Here is a 19,903-nt window from a genome sequence, read left to right as displayed (position 1 = left end):
AGTAAATCCTATAGGAAACAGGATTCCACGAAGGAGTGAACCCCCATGGCTTATACAGCCGAAAACTGGCCCATCACCGCAGCGCTCCTGCAGTTCCCGGGAACCGACGCGCAGGGTAACCACATCAACGACGCCGACGCCTCCGCCTGGGCCGAGGTCCTCACCGAGGTCAAGGACGCCGGCTTTGCCAACGCCGACCTCACGGACAGCTGGGTACGCCCCGGCGACCTGAGCTCCGCCCGCCTTGCCGAGTTCAAGCAGACCGCGGACAACGTGGGCATCGGCATCCCCGTCATCTCGGCCATCCGCCGCAGCGTCATCGAGGCAGCCAACTGGGAAGCCAATCTGGCGTACAGCCACCGCACCATCGACGCAGCGGCCGAGCTTGGGTGCGAGGTCGTCTCCTTCGGACTGCACCAGGCCATCACCGCAGAGCAGCAGAAACAGCTCTGGTTCTGGACCGTCGAAGGCTACAAGGACCCGGTGGGGGATAAGGAAACCTGGGGCAAGGCTGTGACCCGCCTGCGGGAACTCGGCCAGCACGCGGCCGAGGTCGGCGTCCTGCTCTCGCTCGAAATGTACGAGGACACGTACCTCGGCACCGCGGATTCTTCGGTCCAGTTGGTCCAGGACATCGGCCTGGCCAACGTCGGCATCAACCCTGACATCGGCAACCTCATCCGGCTCCACCGCCCGATCGAGGACTGGCGCGAGATGGTGGCCAAGACCCTCCCGTACTCCAACTACTGGCACATGAAGAACTACATCCGCGACGAGGACGTGGCCAGGGACACCTACGTCGCGATGCCGGCCCCGATGGAAAGCGGCCTCATCAACTACCGCGAGGCGTTCAAGGTGGCGCTCTCCGTTGGCTTCCAGGGCATCCTGTGCACCGAGCACTACGGCGGCGACGGGCTCAGCGTTACGGCCAGCAACCAGGACTACCTCCGCCGCCAGGTCCTGCCGAAGGCCGACGGCTACGCCCTCGGCCAGAGCCAGGTAGCCCAGGGCCGGCAGCAGCCCGCAGCCACGGCACTTGCCGGCGTCTGACCCGGTGCCTAACGCTGGCGCCTGAAGCTGGCGCCTGGTGCGGCCGTCAAGCCATTTGGGGGGGCGGCCGCACCACCCCGGATCTACCCCCAGCAATACTTCTCCAACACGGATTCAATGAGGAACCATGACTCAGATCTTCGACAATCCCGCTGATTTCGCGGATGAGGCACTGGACGGCTTCGTTGCGGCCAACCGCGGCTACGTTGCCCGTGTCGACGGCGGCGTCGTCCGCTCCACCGAGGTCCCGGCCGGGCAGGTCGCCCTGGTGGTCGGCGGCGGCTCCGGGCACTACCCGGCCTTCGCCGGCCTCGTCGGGCCGGGCCTGGCCACCGCCTCGGCCTGCGGCAACATGTTCGCCTCGCCCGCGGCCGGCCAGGTCTACCGCGTGGCCAAGGCCGCCAACGCCGGCGGCGGCGTGCTGCTGAGCTACGGCAACTACGCCGGCGACGTCCTGCACTTCGGCCAGGCCCAACTGCGGCTCAACGCCGAAGGCATTGAAACCCGCACGGTCCTGGTCACCGACGACATCGCCAGCGCCCCGCTGGACCAGATCGAGAAGCGCCGCGGCATCGCCGGGGACCTGACAGTCTTCAAGATCGCCGGCGCCGCCGCCGAGGCCGGACTGAGCCTGGACGACGTCGAACGGCTGGCCATCCGGACCAACTACCGCACCCGCTCCCTCGGCGTGGCCTTCGACGGCTGCACCCTGCCCGGGGCGGACGCGCCGCTGTTCACTGTCCCGGCGGGGCACATGTCCCTCGGCCTGGGCATCCACGGCGAACCGGGCATCTCCGATCACCCCATGCCCACCGCCTCTGAACTGGCCGAACTCCTGGTCAGCCGGCTCCTGGCCGACAAGCCGGACGACGCCGGCACCCGCGTGGTCGCAATCGTCAACGGCCTCGGCACGGTCAAGTACGACGAGCTCTTCCTGCTGTTCGGCAAGATCGAGAAGCTCCTCACCGCAGCCGGGCTCACCGTGGTGGAGCCCGAATGCGGCGAGCTCGTCACCAGCCTGGACATGTCCGGACTGTCCCTGACCCTGCTGTGGCTGGACGAGGAACTCGAGCAGTACTGGGCCGCCCCGGCGGACACCCCGGCGTTCCGCAAGGGAAACCTGGCGCCCCGTGCCCGCCGCGAGCTCGCCGGTCCCGAAGCCGCCGAGACCGCCGACGTCGAGCGCCCCACCGCAGCGGCGGCAGCCCTTGGCCGGCTGGCTGCCGACCTGCTCGGCCAGACGCAGAACGTGATCATTGAGCATGAGGAAGAACTCGGCCGGCTGGATGCGATCGCCGGCGACGGCGACCACGGCATCGGCATGCGCCGCGGCGTGGACGCGGCAGTCACTGCGGCTGAGCAGGCTGCGGCGAACGACGGCGGCGCCTCGCCGTCGCGCATCCTGACCGCTGCAGGGGAGGCCTGGAGCGAACGCGCCGGCGGCACCTCGGGCGCACTCTGGGGCTCGGCGATCATCGCGGCCGGACTGGCCCTGGGCAGCCAGGACAGCTACAGCGGCGAGGACGCGGCTGCCGCGGTCACGGCCTTCGTTGACGCGATCACCGAGCTCGGCAAGGCCGAACTGGGCGACAAGACCATGGTGGACGCCCTCGTGCCGTTCCGGAACGCCTTCCTCACCGCGTTCGACGCCGGCACCCCAGTGGCTGCCTCCCTCGCCGCGGCAGCGGAAGCCGCCACGGCCGCCGCGGAGGCGACCTCCGGGTTGCGTCCGCTCAAGGGCCGGGCCCGCCCCCTCGCGGAAAAGAGCCTCGGCCACCCCGACCCCGGTGCGGTGTCTTTCGCACTCATCGCCACCCGGATTTCTGCACACACCGACACTTCTAGCACAGGAACCCGGCTCGCTACTTCCGAGCCGGCGGAACAAGGAGCACAAGCATGAGCACAACAGCAGGCTGGCGCATCGTCGTCGGCAACGATGAGGCCGGCGTCGAGTACAAGAACGCCCTGAAGGCGCTGCTCGAAGCCGACCCCCGCGTCGCCTCCGTGCTGGATATCGGCGTCGGACCCGACGACTCCACCGCCTACCCGCACGTGGCTGTCGACGCGGCCCGCAAAATCGCCGAGGGCGAAGCCGACCGGGCGCTGCTGATCTGCGGCACCGGCCTGGGCGTGGCCATCGCGGCCAACAAGGTCCCCGGCATCCGCGCTGTCACCGCCCACGACAGCTACTCCGTGGAACGGTCGGTCCTGAGCAACAACGCCCAGGTGCTCACCATGGGGCAGCGCGTCATCGGGCTGGAACTCGCCAAGAAGCTCGTGGGCGAATGGCTGAGCCACCGCTTCGATGAAAACTCCTCTTCCGCCGCGAAGGTGGACGCCATCTGCTCGTACGAGCCCGAATACACGAAGGCAGTCTGAACATGACCGAATCAACAGCTACCGCAGCGGCCATCAACGCCGCCCGCAAGATCGCCGTCGTCGGCTCCGGCTACATGGGCGGCGGGATCGCGCAGGTCCTGGCGCTCGGCGGCGCCCGGGTTGCACTCGCGGACGTGTCCGCCGAAGTCGCCCTGAAGAACTACGAGCGGCTCCTGGCCGAATCTGACGAATTCGTTGCCGCGGGGCTTTTCCCGGAAGGCTCCACCGCCATCCTGAAGGAAAACCTCTGGGCCGCCAAGGACATCGAGGAAGCCGTGGCGGACGCGGACTTCATCGAAGAAGCTGTCCCCGAGGTCATCGAGATCAAGCACCAGACCCTCGCCCGCATCAGTGCGGCTGCCCGCCCGGATGCCATCATCGGCTCCAACACGTCCACGATCTCCATCGCGGACCTGTCCGAGCCGGTCACCAATCCGGAACGCTTCCTGGGCGTGCACTTCTCCAACCCGTCGCCCTTCATCCCGGGTGTGGAAATCATCCCTCACGCCGGTACCTCGGCAGTCACTGTCGGCGCCGTCCGCGACCTCGTGCATGCGGCCAACAAGCAGACCGCCGTCGTCAAGGATGTGACCGGATTCGTGCTCAACCGGCTCCAGTACGCGCTGTTCCACGAGGCCGCCCAGCTGGTGGAGCAGGAAATCGCGACCGCGGAAGACGTCGACACCCTGGTCCGGACCACCTTCGGCTTCCGTCTGCCGTTCTTCGGGCCCTTCGCGATCGCCGACATGGCCGGATTGGACGTCTACAACTTCTGCTACAAGTCGCTCCAGACCGACTTCCCGGAACGGTTCGCCACCCCGAAGATCCTCACCGAGCTGGTGGAGGCCGGAAAGCTGGGCACCAAAACAGGAGCGGGCTTCCTGAACGTCCCGGCGGAGCGCACGCCGGAACTGATCGCGTACCGGAACAAGGCGTACGTGGCCATGCAGAAGCTCATCGACGAGCTCGGCCCCGCTCCCATCAACTGAGTCCGCACCTTCCACTTTCACTTCAGGAGCCTTCCAATGAGCACTTTCCCCGCAGAACGCACGGCCATCATCACCGGCGCCGTGTCCGAGCGAGGCATCGGCCGCGCCACCGCCAGCTACCTGGCGGCCCAGGGCTGGAACATCGGCATCATCGATCTCGATGACGCACTCTGCAAGGCCGCGGCCAAGGAACTGGCCGCCGAGCACGGCGTCAAGGCGTTCGGCGCCGGCGCCAACGTTTCCGACGAAAGCTCGGTCCGCGCGGCAATCGACACCATCGAGGCGGAGCTGCCGCAGATCGTTGCGCTCGCCAACGTGGCAGGTGTCAGCTCGCCGGTTCCCTACCTGGAACTCGACGCCGCCGAATGGGACCGCGTGCTCAACATCAACCTCAACGGCGTCCACTACGCCACGCGCCGCGTCGCAGAATCCATGGTGAAGAACAGGATCGGGCGCATCGTGAACATCTCCTCTGTCTCCGCGCAGCGCGGCGGCGGCACGTTCTCCAAGACGCCGTACTCGGTGGCGAAGGCCGGCGTGATCGGCCTGACCCGGGCAACGGCCCGCGAACTGGGCGAATACGACATCACCGTCAACGCCATCTCACCGGGCCCCATCGACACCGACATCATGGGCGGCACCCTCAGCGATGAACGCAAGGACGAACTGACCAAAGACCTCGTGGTCAACCGCGTTGGCTCCACCCGGGACATCGCAGCAGCCATCGCCTTCCTCATCAGCGAGGACGCCGGTTACATCTCCGGCCAGACGCTGAATGTGGATGGCGGACTCTACATGCACTAAGGAAGAAGCATCGTGGCACAACACAGCCAAACCCCCGCTGCCTCCGGATTCGCGGCCTGGAGCAAGGGACGGAAGATCTACCTCGCCGTCGGGATCCTGGCCTGCCTGGCCGGAGTCCTGATGATGGCTTTTTCACGCTAGAAGTTGTTCCCGGCCGGATCCGGCCTGGCCTCATTTGGCCAGGCCGGATTTTGGCCTGGCCTCATTTGGGCTGGCCTCATTTGGGCTGGCCGGATCCGGCCGTTCTCCACGCAACTGATTTACCCCACTGATTGCTCGACGAGGAGTTTTTTGATGACCGTAACAACAACGTCCACCCGGGACCTACTGGAGACACCGGTACTTAAATCGGCTATCTCCAAGGCCTCCCGCCGGCTCATGCCCATGCTGGTGATCCTCTATGTGGTCGCCTTCCTGGACCGCACCAACGTGGGCTTCGCCGAGGCCGCTCTCGGCGTGGACAAGGGCATCACTGCCGGGGCCTACGCCCTGGGCGCCGGGATCTTCTTCATCGGCTACGCCCTGTTCGAAATCCCGAGCAACCTGCTCCTGACCAAGTTCGGGGCGAAGGTGTGGCTGGCCCGCATCGCCATCACCTGGGGCATCGTCTCTGCCTGCTTCGCGTTCGTCCAGGGCGAGACGTCCTTCATCATCCTGCGGTTCCTGCTGGGTGTCACCGAGGCCGGGCTGTTCCCCGGCGTCATCATGTTCCTGGCCGCGTGGTTCCCCAACAAGGTCCGCGTCAAGATGTTCGCCATCTTCTACCTGGCCCAGCCGTTCTCCCAGATGCTGGGCGCCCCGCTCTCCGGCTGGCTGATCAACATCGGCGACCAGGTCCCCGGGGTCCAGGGCTGGCAGGTCATGTTCTTCGTCGAAGGCATGCTGGCGGTCATCGCCGGCATCGCCGCGTACTTCTTCCTGATCAACAGCCCGCAGGATGCCAAATTCCTGGACAAGGACGAGAAGCGCGCGCTCCTGGAAGTCATGGCGCTCGAGGACACCGTCAAGGAAGAGTCCGGGCCGCGCGGCGTCCTGGCTGCCATGAAGAATGGCAAGGTCTGGTACTTCACCATCATCTACTTCTGCCTGCAGATCGCCGTCTACGGCGTCACGTTCTACCTGCCGCAGCAGGTGGCCCAGCTGACCGGGCAGAAGGTGGGCATCGCCGTCGGACTGATGGCAGCCATCCCGTGGTTCTTCGGCATCTTTGCCTGTTACTTCATCGGCAAGGCCGCCAACACGGTAGTCCGCCGCCGGGTCTGGGGCACTGGGCTGTTCATCTCTACCGGTCTCTGCATCTTCGGCTCCGCGTGGGCCGGCGCAAACCACATTCCGGCACTCGGCATCATCTTCATCACCCTGGCCGTGTGCTCCTTCCTTTCCATCGGCCCCATCGCCTGGTCCTACCCGACGGCGTTCCTCACCGGAACGGCTGCGGCCGCGGGCATCGGCCTGATCAACTCGCTCGGAAACCTCGGCGGCTTCGTGGCGCCGATCCTGCGGACCTCGGTCAACCAGATCACCGCCTCGGACACGGGCACCATGGGCGTCTACGCCCTCGGCGTGCTCCCGTTCCTGGCAGCGGCCATGATGTTCGCGACCCGCCGCTTCAAGAACAAGGCCGACGAACTGCTGGAGCAGTAAGGCCTCCCAGCCCCCGCCTTCCAGCGCCCATCAACTGGATCCAGCAGAAAGCACCAACACATGCAGCAGAGCCCCAGTAGCCAGACCTCCAGCAACCAGATCCTGGTGGGGGTTAGCACCAAGATGTATCTCGGCTACCGGGACAGCCTGGCCTGGCTGGAGCGGCTGCGGCACGAAGTGGACACCCGTCCGGCCCTCGCGGCCGGGCGGGTTGTCCCGTTTGTCATTCCGTCCTTCCCCGTCCTGCCGGCGGCGGCCGGGCTCTTGGCCAGTTCGCCACTCCTGCTCGGGGCGCAGAACTGCGGCTGGGCCGACGGCCCCTGGACTGGGGAAGTCGCACCGTCCATGCTCGTGGAACTCGGCGTGCGGCTCGTGGAGATCGGTCACGCCGAACGCCGGCGGCATTTCAACGAGGACGACGCCATGGTGGCCCTCAAGGTCCGGGCCGCGGACGACGCCGGGCTGACGCCGCTGCTGTGCGTGGGGGAGACTGAGCGCGGGGAGCCCGCCGCCGCCGCGGACTTTGTGCACCGCCAGATCGAGTCGGCCGTCGACGGCGACTGGGACCTGGCCGGCCGGCTGGTGGTGGCCTACGAACCGGTCTGGGCTATTGGTGCGGCGGAGCCGGCGGACGCTTCCTACGTGTCCGCCGTCGTCCAGCGGCTCCGGGCTCAGCTCGCCGTGGCTGGCGTGCCAGGATCGCCGGTCATCTACGGGGGCTCGGCCAAGCCGGGACTGCTGCCAACCCTTGAAGGCGTCTCGGGCCTGTTCCTGGGCCGGTTTGCGCACGATCCCGCGAATTTTGGCGCGGTGCTGGATGAGGCACTCCTGCTGGCCGAAGGTCTCCACGCGCCGGCACCAACCACCGTGGGACATGTTCAGCCTTGGTCCTGAAGAGTGGGCAGGATGCCATTGTGCTCACTGCTGGCGGCTAAGAATGGGCATGTCCAAAGGATTGCCATGAATAACCGCGGACAGGTTGTGAATCACCGAGGGACATGTCCAGCCTTGGCCCTGAGGATTGGGCAGGACACCCTTGTGCCGACTGTTGGCGTTAAAGGTTGGGCTGGCGGACTAAATTCTCAAAAGCGGCAGATGTAATGTTTTCACCAAGGTTGCCAAACGCCATGAGGGCATCCGCAAGCTTTATATAAGTTACTTAACCGCACTCTCGGCCTCTGCAGCTTTATTATTTGCCCAACGTGTATCCAAAATGCTCAAGAGTGTAGATGCGATTATTAAATTCAACACGCGTGAACCCCTTATAGGGTGCCTCTAAGCCATTGAAAGCAGTTCCAAAGACTAGCAGCGCCTCCACGGCAATTTTCATCCAATATTGCTTTTCGTTGTCGTCGTCGAATGTGCGATTGACTAGATGCTTAGCCCTACTTTGAGCTCGGGGGGCACTGCCAAAGGTGATAAATTTGAACAGTGTGAACTTAAGTCCACTTTCAGGGTCAACGACGTGTTCTCGCGACGTGGTAAAAGGGATTCCGCCGCTTGCATTTAGCAGCTCGAAAACTTCGGTGGTGTAGGGGCTTCCTGTTACTAACCACTCGAGATATACACCGGCGTCGGCATCTGCGACTCGAGGCACCAGATTGTCCTCGGTTTTTTCGACTCTAAACATGCAAATCTCCCCCCAGGCTAGCGAAGTGCCAGCCCCATTGAACTCCAGCCAGTGGGCCGAGCCACGACTATCATCACAGCAAGGAGTGCTTCCTGTCATTACTCCAAACGATGATTTTTCATGATTGCTATCTGCCGAAGTTTCCCGACCTGGTCGGATCCGGGGAACCGGGAGTTACCGTGTTTGCAGCAACAAGTGCAGCACTCCATTTTTTCATTCCGGGCTCCAGGAATTCGGGCTGATCTTGGCGTCGTATTTGGCCGGAACCCCGGTGGGAGTGAGCCCGTCCTCGATAGCACTCCGAAACTCAGGAGGCCACTGACCTCTGGCACAGGCCGATGAAGCCGCCCAGCTGCTCCAGACCCTCGGGGTGGGCGGGGAGGTAGTTGGTCAGTTCGGGCGCGCGGACGATCACGGCACGCCATTGGCCGCGGGACACCGCCACATTGATCCGGTTCCGCGAGAGCAGGAACTCCATGCCCCGCGGAGCCTCGGCCACCGCAGAACATGCCATGGACACAATCACGACCGCGGCCTCCTGGCCCTGGAACTTATCCACGGTCCCCACCCGCACGCCGGAGAGATTCGCGGCGTCCAGGGCATCGCGAATGACGTTGACCTGTGCGTTGTAGGCAGCCACCACCAGGATGTCGGCCGCCTCCAATGGCCGGGCTCCGTCTGCGGTGTGCCAGGAAAGGCCCAAATGGCGGCGCACCTGCCCGACGACCTCGGCAGCCTCCTCGGCCGACGACGTCGTGTTCCCGCTGTGCGGCACCATCACCGTCTCAATCCCCGCGGGCACACCCTCCAGACGGCGCAGATCCGCGGGCGGGGCGGAACGTAACCGGCCTTCGTAGGACAACTCCGAGACGGCCAGGCACAGCTCTGAGTTCATCCGCCACGAGTCGGCCAAGAAGTAGCCAAGCTCGGGCGGCAACGTGGCGTGGCCTGCGGAAATCCAGCCCAGGGCAGACTCGTCGACCGGCTCGGGGTGCCTGCCCTGGCTGACCTGCGGCAGCTGCTGCGGGTCGCCGAGCAAGAGCAGCCGGCTGCTGGCCTGGGCCACGGCAAGGGTGTTGGCCAGCGAGAACTGGCCGGCCTCGTCAATCACCAGGAGGTCCAGGGAGCCGGCCGGGACGGTGGTGCCGGTCATGGTCCACGCCGTGCCACCGACGAGGGCGCCTCCAGGCGCACCCAGCAGCTCCGCAACGTCCTTGCCGGTGCGCCGGGCCCACGGCAGGGCGTCGTTGTGCTTCACGTCTTTGGCCACGCGCGCCGGGTCGACCCCGGCCTTCGTGACAGCGGTCTTCAGCAGGTTCTCCACCACCGCGTGCGACTGGCCGACGACGCCGATTTTCCAGCCGCGGGCCACGAGCCGGGCGATGACGTGGGACCCCACATGGGTCTTGCCCGTTCCGGGCGGACCCTGCACCGCCAGGTAGGAGTGGTCAAGGGCCAGCACGGCCGCCGTGATGGCTTCAATGAAGCGGTCCGGTCCGGCACCAGGCTGCGGCAGTGAAGCTCCGGCGGCCAGCCTCGGCGGCTGACGCCGGACGAGGTCAAGCGCAGGATGGCGGGGGAGGGAGCCGGACCCCAGGCCGGCGACCACCGTGTCAGCGAGGGCTGCCAGTGCTTGCTCGAGGCTCTTGGTGGCGAGGGGTTGGTCTTCCGTCAGCGCGATGGGGAGGTCATTGTAGGGCGGTATCTTCCGGTGCAGCCGGTCCCGGATGATGACGGTGTCCTTGCCGTCCTCATGCCCCAGCTCCAGGACCTCCGTGCCGAACCATCCGCTCCGCCCGGTTCCGTTCTTGCCGGTACCCTCCACCCCGGCGGGAAGAGGCAGCTCGTACATGCGGAACCACTTGCTGCCCTCGCGGAGGTCCGACCCGGGACTCACGGAGCCGGTCAGCTTGACCCGCCGCTCCGGAAGTTTGGTCCCCGTCTGTTGCCAGTCGTCGAGGAGTTCCGCGGATTCGACGAGGAAAACGTTCCGGTCCCGTTCGTGCGTGTCCGGACCGTGCTCACACCGGTCGAAGTGCGCCCACCAGAACGACTTGCGCTCCCGGCGGTGATAGCTCACGGCCGCGGCCAGCATGGCGACGGCCTTACGGTCGTCCTCGGACAGGCCGCTGCCCGGCTCAGCAAATTCCATCAGTGCCAGCTCAGCCGGGGCCAGCGCGGCATCGGCTCGTGCCGAGCCGTCGTCGTCGGGGCCGTCCTCTAAGCCCGCCTCCGCGCCGTCCTCCGCGCCGGACGCCGCGCCCGCCTCCGCGCCGTGCGGCTCCGGCCGGCGTTCCTTGGCCAGCCCGAGCAGCCAGTTCCGGAGCTCCAGCGTGGAGAGGCAGTCGTATTCGTTGTAGTCGGAGATCCCGGCGAGGATTGTGGCCGCTTCGTCGGGCCGCTCATTGTCCCTCGCGTCGCAGAACCGTGCATAGGCAATCACGGAGGCGCCGGCATCCTTCACTTCGCCAGTTCGAAGGTTCGCCCGCATGTAGAGCGGCTCGAGCTTCTTGATGCTGTAAGAGTTCTCGGAGATCCTGATGCTGTTCCGGACCGTTTGGTACAGGTCCACCAGCAGGCCTTCGCGGAGCCACTCGTCCACGATGTCCTCCCCGGCAACGTGCATCACCGAGAGTTTTCGAAGCGCCGTTTTTTCATACGGTGCGTAGTGGTAGACGTGCATGTCCGGGTGGTCCCGCCGGCGTTTCTCGACGTAGTCAAGGAAATCGAGGAACGCCTGCTTCTCCGCCTCCCGGCTGTGGGCCCAGAATGGCCGGAAAATCCCCGGACTGCCGGGCTCGGTGGGCGCCTCAATCACGCCGAACAGGTACTCGAGCCCCCACACTCCCGTGGCGCGGTCCTGCCACAGCGGATCGCCTTCGAAGTCGAAGAAAATATCGCCCCGGCTCGGTGGGGGCAGCTCGGCCAAGGTGTTCCCGGGCAGGACGCCGTAGCGGATGGTGTGCTCTTCGCCGTCCTTGCGGTAGCAGACTTCGCCGTCGGAAGGGCCAACGCCGCTCTGCATCCGCGCCTGTTCCTGCAGGCGCAGGAGCGTAGGGGTGGGCTTGGTGAGGGTCGCTTGCGCCAGGTCAGTGACTGAACTAATCCCACGTTCGTGGAGGTTCTTGCGCTGCACGGAGTTCATCCGGGCCACGAGGAGGAGATCGTCGGTGGCTTTGACTTGCTCCTGGCAGTAATCGCAGCGGCCACAGGCGGTGAGCCCGGGCGCGCCCCAGCCCACTGTTCCCGGCTGCGCGATGTGCGCGGCGGTCAGCGCGAGGAAACGCTCGCGGCGCTCGCGGAAAACCGGCAGGATCTCGGAGAGTTTGTGGTGGCTTCGCACGTAGTCGAATCCGCCGCCGGGCAGCTGCACCGTCGAGCCAAGGACGAGTGTCACCGCCGGGTCCACCGGGATCCCGGCCTTCAGCAGCTGGTCGCCGTAGGCGGCCAGCTGGAGCAGAGCCGTCACCTTTGCGTGGCGGGCGAGCTTGGTGTCGAACACGGCGTAGCTACCGTCGGACTGCCGTACGAGGAAGTCGGAGCGGCCGTGGAACTGGCCGTCGAAGAAGGCGGCCTGGAAGACGACGTCGGCTCCCGCGCGCAGCGCCCCAATGGACTCGGCGTGCTTGGCCGCCAGCGTGGCGCGGTCCATGGCCTCGGCCGGGACGACGTCGTACACGCCGTGCCCGGTGGCCGGATCCCAGTCGCCAAACTCCGCCACGAAACCGCCGAGGACCTTGCGCTCGTGGAGCTCACCCAACACCGCTGCATGCTTGAGCATCTCGTCGTCTTCGAACGTAGCCCTGGGGGACCGGCCCAGCTTCTCGTCGAGTTTGCGCAGCAGCTGATACTCGCAACTCGCTGCCACCACGAGGTCGCTCGCGGAGTAGACCAGATCCGGTGATGAGCCCGGTACCTCAGGTTCAAGAAAAAACACTGTGCCCCCGTTGCTGGTGCCCCGTTGTTGGTGCCTCCGCTATTCAAGCTATCAAAGCCCTCTGACAGTCAAACACGGGACAGGAACCAGGCAATGCCCCTCTGGTTCCTGTCGCAGGACCGGCGTAGGGTCTGAGGACTATGACCGAACAGCAACCGTATGAGCTGGTCCAGCGCTACGCGCACTTCGAGCTGCGCCGCTATCCCGCGTACGCCGTGGCGGAAATAGAGGTCAAAGCGACCTTCGACCGCGCCGGGAATGCTGCCTTCCGGCACCTGTTCAACTACATCAGCGGCAGCAACACGGCGCAACGGAAGCTGGCGATGACGGCCCCGGTGATCCAGGGGCCCGGGCCGTCGCAAAAGCTGGCGATGACCGCGCCGGTATTGCAAAGCGGCCCGCTGCCGGGAAGTGCAGAGCCCGCTGATTTCATCGTGGCCTTTGTGCTCCCCGCTGGGGTGACGGCGGAGACGGCGCCGGTCCCGGCGAACCCCGACGTTAGAGTCCGGGCCCAGCCAGGTTCCCTGGCAGCCGCCCTTCGGTTCTCAGGCAGCGGGTCGGAGGCGGCCTTTGTACGGCGAAACGATGGCCTCCAGGAGGCACTGAAGCTAGCCGGGCTGAAGGCTGTGGGGCCGCCACGATTCGCCCGTTTTGATCCGCCGTTCAAGCCGTGGTTCCTGCGCCGCAACGAAGTTGTTCAGGACGTGCAGGAGCCCTTTACTCCTCCGGGCGAGCCCGGCCGCTGACCGGGGTAAGGCAAAATGGTTTGGGTGACCCAACACCCGCAGCGCCCCGCCTCACCCGTCTCGCCCGCCTCCGGCCCCTCGCCGAAGACCGGCTCACCACAGCCCGGCACGCCGCACACGCAGGAGTCCGGCATCGCCGCCCAGATCGCCGGCGAACTCGGCGTCCTTCCTTGGCAGGTCAAGGCTGCCGTGGACCTGCTCGACGCCGGCTCCACCGTGCCGTTCATCGCCCGCTACCGCAAGGAAGCGACCGGAACCCTGGACGACACCCAGCTCCGCGAGTTGGAGGAGCGGCTGCGCTACTTGCGCGAGCTCGAGGACCGCCGCCGGAGCATCCTCGAAGCGATCGCCGCCCAGGGTGCGCTGACCCCGGAACTGCAGGCCGCCGTCGTCGGCGCCGACACCAAGTCGCGGCTGGAGGACATCTACCTCCCGTTCAAAACCAAGCGGCGCACGAAGGCTCAGATCGCCCGCGAAGCCGGGCTGGAGCCGCTCGCCGACGCCCTGCTCAAGCGCCCGGAACTGGACCCGGACCGCGAAGCCGCCAAATACCTCAACGCCGAACACTCGATCGGGGACTCCGCGGCGGCCCTCGCCGGTGCCCGCTCCATCCTGGTGGAACGCGTCGCGCAGGATGCCGACCTGGCCGCCACACTCCGGGAACGGCTCTGGACCCAGGGCCGGATGGTGTCCCGCGTGAAGAAGGGCAAGGAAGCTGAGGGCCAGAAGTTCAAGGACTACTTCGAGTTCTCCCAGCAGCCGGCCGGCATGCCATCACACCGCGTCCTGGCGCTGTTGCGCGGCGAGAAGGACGGGGCGCTGGAGCTGGAGCTCGCCGAGGCTGAACCGAACGACGACGCCGCCCTCACGGCCGCGCGCGGCCGTTACGAGGCCGCTGTGGCCAGGTTCCTCGGGGTTGCCGACCGTGGCCGGCCCGCCGACGCCTGGCTGCTGCAGACCGCGCAGCTGGCCTGGCGCTCACGGGTGCTGGCCCGGCTGACGGCTGATCTGCGGAGCCGGATGTTCGCCGCCGCCGAGGACGAGGCCGTGCGCGTCTTCGCCGCCAACCTGCGCGACGTGCTGCTCGCCGCGCCGGCCGGGAACCGTGCCACCCTGGGCCTGGACCCGGGACTCCGGACCGGCGTGAAGGTCGCGGTGGTGGATGGAACCGGCAAGGTGGTTGCGACGGACACCGTTTACCCGCACGCCCCGGCCCGGAAATGGGACGAGGCGCTGCGGACCCTCGTGGGCCTGGCGAAGAAGCACGGCGTCGAACTCGTCGCGATCGGGAACGGTACGGCGTCACGGGAGACGGACAAGCTCGCCGCCGAGCTGCTGAAACAGCTAGCGCCCGCCTCAGACTCTGCCAACTTGCACGCCAAACCGCAGAAGATCGTGGTGTCCGAGGCCGGAGCGTCGGTGTATTCGGCGTCGGCACTCGCGGCGGCCGAGCTGCCCGGCATGGACGTATCCTTGCGCGGCGCCGTCTCGATCGCGCGGCGCCTGCAGGACCCGCTCGCGGAGCTGGTGAAGATCGAGCCCAAGTCGATCGGCGTCGGGCAGTACCAGCACGACGTCACGGCCGCGAAGCTGGACCGCAGCCTGGACGCCGTCGTCGAGGACTGCGTGAACGCGGTGGGCGTGGACGTCAACACCGCCTCGCCGGCATTGCTGAGCCGGGTGGCCGGCGTGGGGCCGCTGCTGAGCGAAAACATCGTGGCGTACCGGAACGAGCACGGGCCATTCAACAAGCGCAGCGAGCTGAAGAAGGTCCCGCGGCTGGGCGCCAAGGCGTTTGAGCAGTGTGCGGGCTTCCTCCGGATCACCGGGGGAGCGGAGCCGCTGGATGCCTCCAGCGTGCACCCCGAGGCTTACCCGGTGGCCCGGAAAATCAAGGCGGCCGCCGGGAAGGCGCCGGCCGCGGGAAGCTATGCGGCACTGAACCCGCAGGACTTCGTGGACGGCTCCTTCGGCCTGCCAACCGTGCAGGACATCATCGCCGAGCTCGAGAAGCCCGGCCGTGACCCGCGTCCGGCCTTCGCTGCGGCAGCGTTCTCGGAGGGCATCGAGAAGATCTCGGATCTGAGGCCGGGCATGGTGTTGGAGGGCACCGTGACCAACGTGGCGGCGTTCGGTGCGTTCGTCGACGTCGGCGTGCACCAGGACGGGCTCGTGCACGTGTCCGCGCTGGCCAACCGGTTCGTCTCCGACCCCCGGGAGGTGGTCAAATCCGGGCAGGTGGTCCGGGTCAAGGTGCTGGAAGCGGATCCGGAGCGGAAGCGCATCTCGCTGACATTAAGGCTCGACGACGAACCGGCAGCCTCCGGCGATCGTGCGGCCGGCGGACGTGCAGACTCGCGGGCGGAACGTCCGCGGCAGTCGGCGCCGCAGACGCCGTCGAAGCAGCCGTCCGGGAAACCGGCGCCCGACCGGCGGACGCCCGCCCGACAACCGCAGAAGTCGACGCCGCCGCCGTCGCCCGTCAACACAGCGATGGCCGAGGCACTCCGGAGGGCCGGTCTGGGCAAGTAGCGCTCCCAGGGTGCGGCTGCCCCCGCCGCCCCGGACCTACCGTTCGTCGCGGATTCCCTACCGCTTGGCGCATAACTAGTACGTTTACTGACGATCTTGCACCATGATTGCCGGAGGCAACGGCCCTCTGCCGGAAGCTCTGCCGGAAGCTCGGTCAGAGGCCCTGGCAGAGGACCGTCGCTGCAATGTGCTGGACACCGATGTCGTTGACGAGCAGGGGAGCATACATGGGCTGGCTGGACCGCGAACGAACCATTGCCCCGCCGGGATTCAACCGGTGGCTCGTACCCCCAGCAGCCCTTGCCGTGCACCTGTGCATCGGACAGGCCTACGCGACCAGCGTCTACAAGACCGCGTTGGTGAAGCACTTCGGCGCCAGCCTGACCGAGGTCGGCGTGATCTTCTCCATCGCGATCGTGATGTTGGGCCTCTCGGCCGCCATCATGGGCACGTGGGTGGACAGGAACGGGCCCCGGAAGGCGATGTTCACCTCCGCCGCGTTCTGGGCCAGCGGCTTCCTGATCGGGTCGCTGGGCATCTTCAGCCACCAGCTCTGGCTCGTCTACCTCGGCTACGGCGTCGTCGGCGGCATTGGCCTGGGGGTCGGCTACATCTCTCCGGTCTCCACCCTGATCAAATGGTTCCCCGACCGTCCCGGACTCGCCACCGGCATGGCCATCATGGGATTCGGCGGCGGCGCCCTGATTGCCAGCCCAGTCTCCACGGCACTGCTCAAGATGTACGATCCCAACTCCGGCGCCAAGGGCTGGGTGGCCAGCGGCGAATCCGTGGGCAAGCTCTTCCTGACCCTCGCCGTCGTCTATCTGGCCTACATGATGTTCGGCGCCTTCACCATCAAGGTCCCGGCCGAGGGATGGAAGCCGGCAGGCTTCGACCCGGCCAAGGTCAAAGCCGCCTCCCTGGTCACCACGGAGAATGTCTCCGCCAGGAACGCGGTCAAGACCAGACAGTTCTGGCTCGTGTGGATCGCCTTGTTCTGCAATGTCACGGCAGGCATCGGCATCCTTGAACAGGCCGCTCCGATGATCCAGGACTTCTTCCGCCAGACTGACGGCACCTCCCTGGCCAGCGCCGCTGTGGCCGCCGGCTTCGTGGGGCTCCTGTCCATCGGCAACATGTCGGGCCGTTTTGCCTGGTCGGCGATCTCCGATGTCACCGGCCGCAAGCGCATCTACATGGTCTTCCTCGGCGTCGGCGCGTTGCTTTACACCGTGCTGGCGCTGGCCGGCTCGACGACGACCGTCCTGTACGTCGCCCTCGCATTCGTCATCATCTCCTTCTACGGCGGCGGGTTCGCGACCGCCCCCGCCTACCTCCGCGACCTATTCGGTACCTTCCAGGTCGGTGCCATCCACGGCCGTCTCCTGACTGCCTGGTCCGCGGCCGGCGTCGCCGGCCCGCTGATCGTCAACGCGTTCCTGGACGCGCAGGGCAAGCCCGGCGCGCTCAACGCCGCGTCCTACCAGCCGGCCTTGCTGACCATGGTGGGGCTGCTGGTGATCGGGTTCGTGGCGAACCTGCTGGTCACGCCGGTCGAGGCGCGATTCCATGAACCCCGTGCCGGCCGTGTCCGGTCCGAAGAACCCGCCTTGGAGGCCTGAAATGACTACTGAACAGAGCTCGGTGACACCGTCCACCGGAAAATTGGTCATCGCGTGGGCGCTGGTCGGCGTACCGCTCGGGTATGGCGTCTACGAGACCCTCACCCGCGTGGCGGCCCTGTTTGGCTGACACCGTGGTTGCCGAAGTCGCCGGGGATCGCCCACTCGCGGCTAGGGTGCCGTTCACCAGGCCGGAGCCCTTCACCACCCGCCCCACACTGCAAGGCACCTTCGGGATGAGCGCGTCCACGCACTGGCTCTCGACGGCGGCTGCCCAGGCGGTGCTTGAGCGCGGCGGCAACGCCTTCGACGCCGCGGTGGCGGGAGCCTTCGTGCTCCATGTGGCGGAGCCGCATCTCAACGGGCCCGGCGGGGACATGACCGGGATCTTTGTCACCGCGGACCGGCCGGATCAGCCGATAGTCCTGATGGGGCAGGGGCCGGCGCCGGCCGGGGCCACCGTGGAGCATTACGTGGCCGAAGGCCTGGACCTCGTTCCGGGCTCAGGTGCCTTGGCCGCCGCGGTGCCTGCCGCCGTCGACGCCTGGCTCCTGCTTCTGCGTGACCACGGAACGTGGGAGCTGGACGCGGTGCTGGATTTCGCGATCGGCTACGCGCGGGACGGCCACCCGATGCTCGGCCGGGTTGGGACCACCATCGCCGCCGTGGCCGCGCTGTTCGAGACGCATTGGCCCACGTCGGCTGAGCTGTGGATGCCGGGCGGCCGTATCCCGGTTGAGGGTGAGCTGGTGTGGAACCCGGCCTATGCCCGCACACTGGAACGGCTCGTGAAGGCCGGAGTTAAAGCGCCTACCCGCGAGGCAGGAATTGATGCGGCCCGGCGCGAGTGGCGGGAGGGCTTCGTGGCCCGCGCCATGGTGGATTCGGTTCAGTCCCCGCACCGGCATTCCTCGGGCACAGATCACCGCGGGGTGCTCGCCCTGGACGACCTGGCGGGGTTCGAGGCCGGGTATGAGGCGGCCGCCACCGTGGAGTTCCGGGGTCACACGATCGCCAAGACTGGACCCTGGGGTCAAGGACCGGCGCTGCTGCAGACCCTGGCCATCCTGTCCGGGTTCGAAGACCGATTCCTTGATCCGTCCACCGAACTGGGGGCGCACACCATCCTGGAGGCGCAGAAGCTCGCGCTCGCGGACCGGGAGGCGTACTACGGCGACACGGACGTGCCGCTGGACTACCTATTGTCGGAGGAATACTGCGCCGGCCGTCGGGCCTTGATCACGGACCGGGCCTCCCACGAGTTCCGGCCCGGCACCGTGGCCGGCCGGGAGCCGTACATCCCACCGCTGCGCACCGATTACACGCCGCCGGCGCTCGCGGGCAATGCCTTCGCGGCCGGACTCGGCGTCGGCGAGCCCACCGTGACACCCGCGGGGGAGACCCGGGGCGACACCTGTCATATCGACGTCGTGGATAGGTGGGGCAACATGGTTTCGGCCACACCGTCGGGCGGCTGGCTGCAGTCTTCGCCCGCGATCCCGGAGCTGGGCTTCTGCCTGGGCACGCGGCTGCAGATGACCTGGCTGGAGCCCGGGACGCCTTCCACGCTGACACCCGGCAAACGCCCGCGCACCACTTTGACGCCGACTCTCGTGCTGCGGGACGGCCACGCCGTGGCGGCCCTGGGTTCGCCCGGCGGCGACCAGCAGGACCAGTGGCAGCTGCCGTACCTGCTGCGGACCATCGTGGGCGGGTACTCGCCGCAGCAGGCCATCGATGCGCCGACGTTCCACACGACCTCGATGCCCGGGTCCTTCTGGCCGCGCACCTGGGAGCCCGGCGGCGCCGTCGTCGAGGACCGGCTGGGGGAGGACGTCATCGAATGCCTTGAGCGCCGCGGACATGTTGTCACCCGGGCTGGTGACTGGGCGCTGGGGCGGCTGTCCGCCGTCGTGCGGGATCCCGAGACCGGGGTCCTGCAGGCCGCGGCGAATCCGCGGGGTGCGCAGGGCTATGCTGCGGGCCGGTAGTGGTTGCGGTAGCGGTAGCGGTAGCTGCGCTCAGCGGAGGAGCTGAGCAATTCTCGCTTCTTAGCCGGAAGTGGAGCCGGTCCATGAAGCGGAGCGATAGGAGTGCGCTCTTCTTTCTCAACTTTCTCAACCTTGGTCCACTTTGTGGTCGGCGCTTAGACCAGCCAATGCCATTGGCCTGATCTTCGGTGAGGCCGCTCGCAAAGGGATGCTCGTCCCCCCACAAGGCCAGCAACGACTACGGTGACAATCTCCACACCAGGGCGAGAGCACTCCGTCAGAGAAATATCAGAGTCACCGTCGAGCCAATTTTTGAGGTCATCACTAATCCCTGTTCCATCCCGCATCACGCAGCCCGGCGGCGTTGCCCCCGCGGGGCCAAGACTTTGGCCTGAACGTGGGAACCGCACGGCCCGGCGGGGTCGCGTGGGCCGTGGTCATGCGGCCGTCATGAGGTCGTCTGGTCGGAAGTAGTGGTTCCGTCTGGGTTGCTGGCGCGGGTCGAGGTGGGGTGGCGGGATGAACCAGGGAATCCCGGTTTTGAGCCGGATGGTCCAGTGTTCCTTGTGGATCACGTGG

At 66.8% G+C, this 19,903-nt stretch carries 15 protein-coding genes; 13 read left to right on the top strand and 2 right to left on the bottom strand.

All coding sequences use genetic code 11. From position 1 onward, the window contains the following. The first annotated feature begins 45 nt into the window (after positions 1-45). From LQV16_RS14130 to LQV16_RS14100, 8 genes are all read left to right on the top strand, one after another. The gene (locus LQV16_RS14130) at positions 46-1,050 is read left to right on the top strand and encodes a sugar phosphate isomerase/epimerase family protein (protein ID WP_229994547.1); all 1,005 of its coding nucleotides are present in this window, start codon (positions 46-48) and stop codon (positions 1,048-1,050) included. 127 nt (positions 1,051-1,177) lie between these two features. Continuing rightward, positions 1,178-2,950, top strand: a complete 1,773-nt coding sequence (gene dhaL, locus LQV16_RS14125) for a dihydroxyacetone kinase subunit DhaL (RefSeq protein WP_229994546.1) — start codon at positions 1,178-1,180, stop codon at positions 2,948-2,950. Beyond that, the gene (locus LQV16_RS14120) at positions 2,947-3,429 is read left to right on the top strand and encodes a ribose-5-phosphate isomerase (RefSeq protein ID WP_229994545.1); all 483 of its coding nucleotides are present in this window, start codon (positions 2,947-2,949) and stop codon (positions 3,427-3,429) included. The genes dhaL and LQV16_RS14120 overlap by 4 nt, the downstream gene beginning before the upstream one ends. A gap of 2 nt (positions 3,430-3,431) precedes the next feature. After that, a complete protein-coding gene (locus tag LQV16_RS14115; protein ID WP_229994544.1) occupies positions 3,432-4,418 on the top strand; it encodes a 3-hydroxyacyl-CoA dehydrogenase family protein in 987 nt (328 codons plus the stop codon). A gap of 36 nt (positions 4,419-4,454) precedes the next feature. After that, positions 4,455-5,222, top strand: coding sequence for an SDR family oxidoreductase (locus LQV16_RS14110; protein ID WP_229994543.1), 768 nt, complete (start codon positions 4,455-4,457; stop codon positions 5,220-5,222). 12 nt (positions 5,223-5,234) lie between these two features. Next, positions 5,235-5,363 (top strand): hypothetical protein, encoded by a 129-nt coding sequence (locus LQV16_RS23575; RefSeq protein WP_290369378.1) that lies wholly within the window; start codon positions 5,235-5,237, stop codon positions 5,361-5,363. Between the two features lie 153 nt (positions 5,364-5,516). After that, positions 5,517-6,866, top strand: coding sequence for an MFS transporter (locus tag LQV16_RS14105; protein WP_229994542.1), 1,350 nt, complete (start codon positions 5,517-5,519; stop codon positions 6,864-6,866). Positions 6,867-6,926: 60 nt separating this feature from the next. Next, positions 6,927-7,760, top strand: a complete 834-nt coding sequence (locus LQV16_RS14100) for a triose-phosphate isomerase family protein (RefSeq protein ID WP_229994541.1) — start codon at positions 6,927-6,929, stop codon at positions 7,758-7,760. Between the two features lie 295 nt (positions 7,761-8,055). Here the strand turns inward: LQV16_RS14100 and LQV16_RS14095 are convergent, their stop codons facing one another. Together LQV16_RS14095 and LQV16_RS14090 are read right to left on the bottom strand one after the other, a co-directional pair. Then, a complete protein-coding gene (locus tag LQV16_RS14095; protein WP_229994540.1) occupies positions 8,056-8,496 on the bottom strand; it encodes a hypothetical protein in 441 nt (146 codons plus the stop codon). A 307-nt stretch (positions 8,497-8,803) separates the two neighbouring features. After that, the gene (locus tag LQV16_RS14090) at positions 8,804-12,433 is read right to left on the bottom strand and encodes a bifunctional RecB family nuclease/DEAD/DEAH box helicase (RefSeq protein ID WP_229994539.1); all 3,630 of its coding nucleotides are present in this window, start codon (positions 12,431-12,433) and stop codon (positions 8,804-8,806) included. A 140-nt stretch (positions 12,434-12,573) separates the two neighbouring features. On the opposite strand from LQV16_RS14090, the gene LQV16_RS14085 reads away from it, so the two are divergent. The 5 genes from LQV16_RS14085 to LQV16_RS14070 all read left to right on the top strand — a co-directional run bounded on the left by LQV16_RS14085 (position 12,574) and on the right by LQV16_RS14070 (position 19,324). Continuing rightward, positions 12,574-13,179 carry a heme-binding protein gene (locus LQV16_RS14085; RefSeq protein WP_229994538.1) on the top strand — a complete coding sequence of 202 codons (606 nt, stop codon included), beginning with the start codon at positions 12,574-12,576 and terminating at the stop codon, positions 13,177-13,179. A gap of 15 nt (positions 13,180-13,194) precedes the next feature. Continuing rightward, positions 13,195-15,711 carry a Tex family protein gene (locus LQV16_RS14080; protein WP_229994537.1) on the top strand — a complete coding sequence of 839 codons (2,517 nt, stop codon included), beginning with the start codon at positions 13,195-13,197 and terminating at the stop codon, positions 15,709-15,711. A gap of 227 nt (positions 15,712-15,938) precedes the next feature. Then, positions 15,939-17,333: an OFA family MFS transporter gene (locus LQV16_RS14075; RefSeq protein ID WP_229994536.1), complete on the top strand. Its 1,395-nt coding sequence runs from the start codon at positions 15,939-15,941 to the stop codon at positions 17,331-17,333. A gap of 1 nt (position 17,334) precedes the next feature. Continuing rightward, positions 17,335-17,463: a hypothetical protein gene (locus LQV16_RS23570; protein WP_290369377.1), complete on the top strand. Its 129-nt coding sequence runs from the start codon at positions 17,335-17,337 to the stop codon at positions 17,461-17,463. Positions 17,464-17,569: 106 nt separating this feature from the next. Continuing rightward, positions 17,570-19,324, top strand: coding sequence for a gamma-glutamyltransferase (locus LQV16_RS14070; protein ID WP_229994535.1), 1,755 nt, complete (start codon positions 17,570-17,572; stop codon positions 19,322-19,324). Positions 19,325-19,903 lie beyond the last annotated feature (579 nt).

This window comes from Arthrobacter sp. Bi26, from assembly GCF_918697925.1.
Lineage (GTDB): Bacteria > Actinomycetota > Actinomycetes > Actinomycetales > Micrococcaceae > Arthrobacter.
The sequence above is the reverse complement of the archived record's forward strand: the minus strand, read 5'-3'. Positions and strand labels throughout refer to the sequence as shown.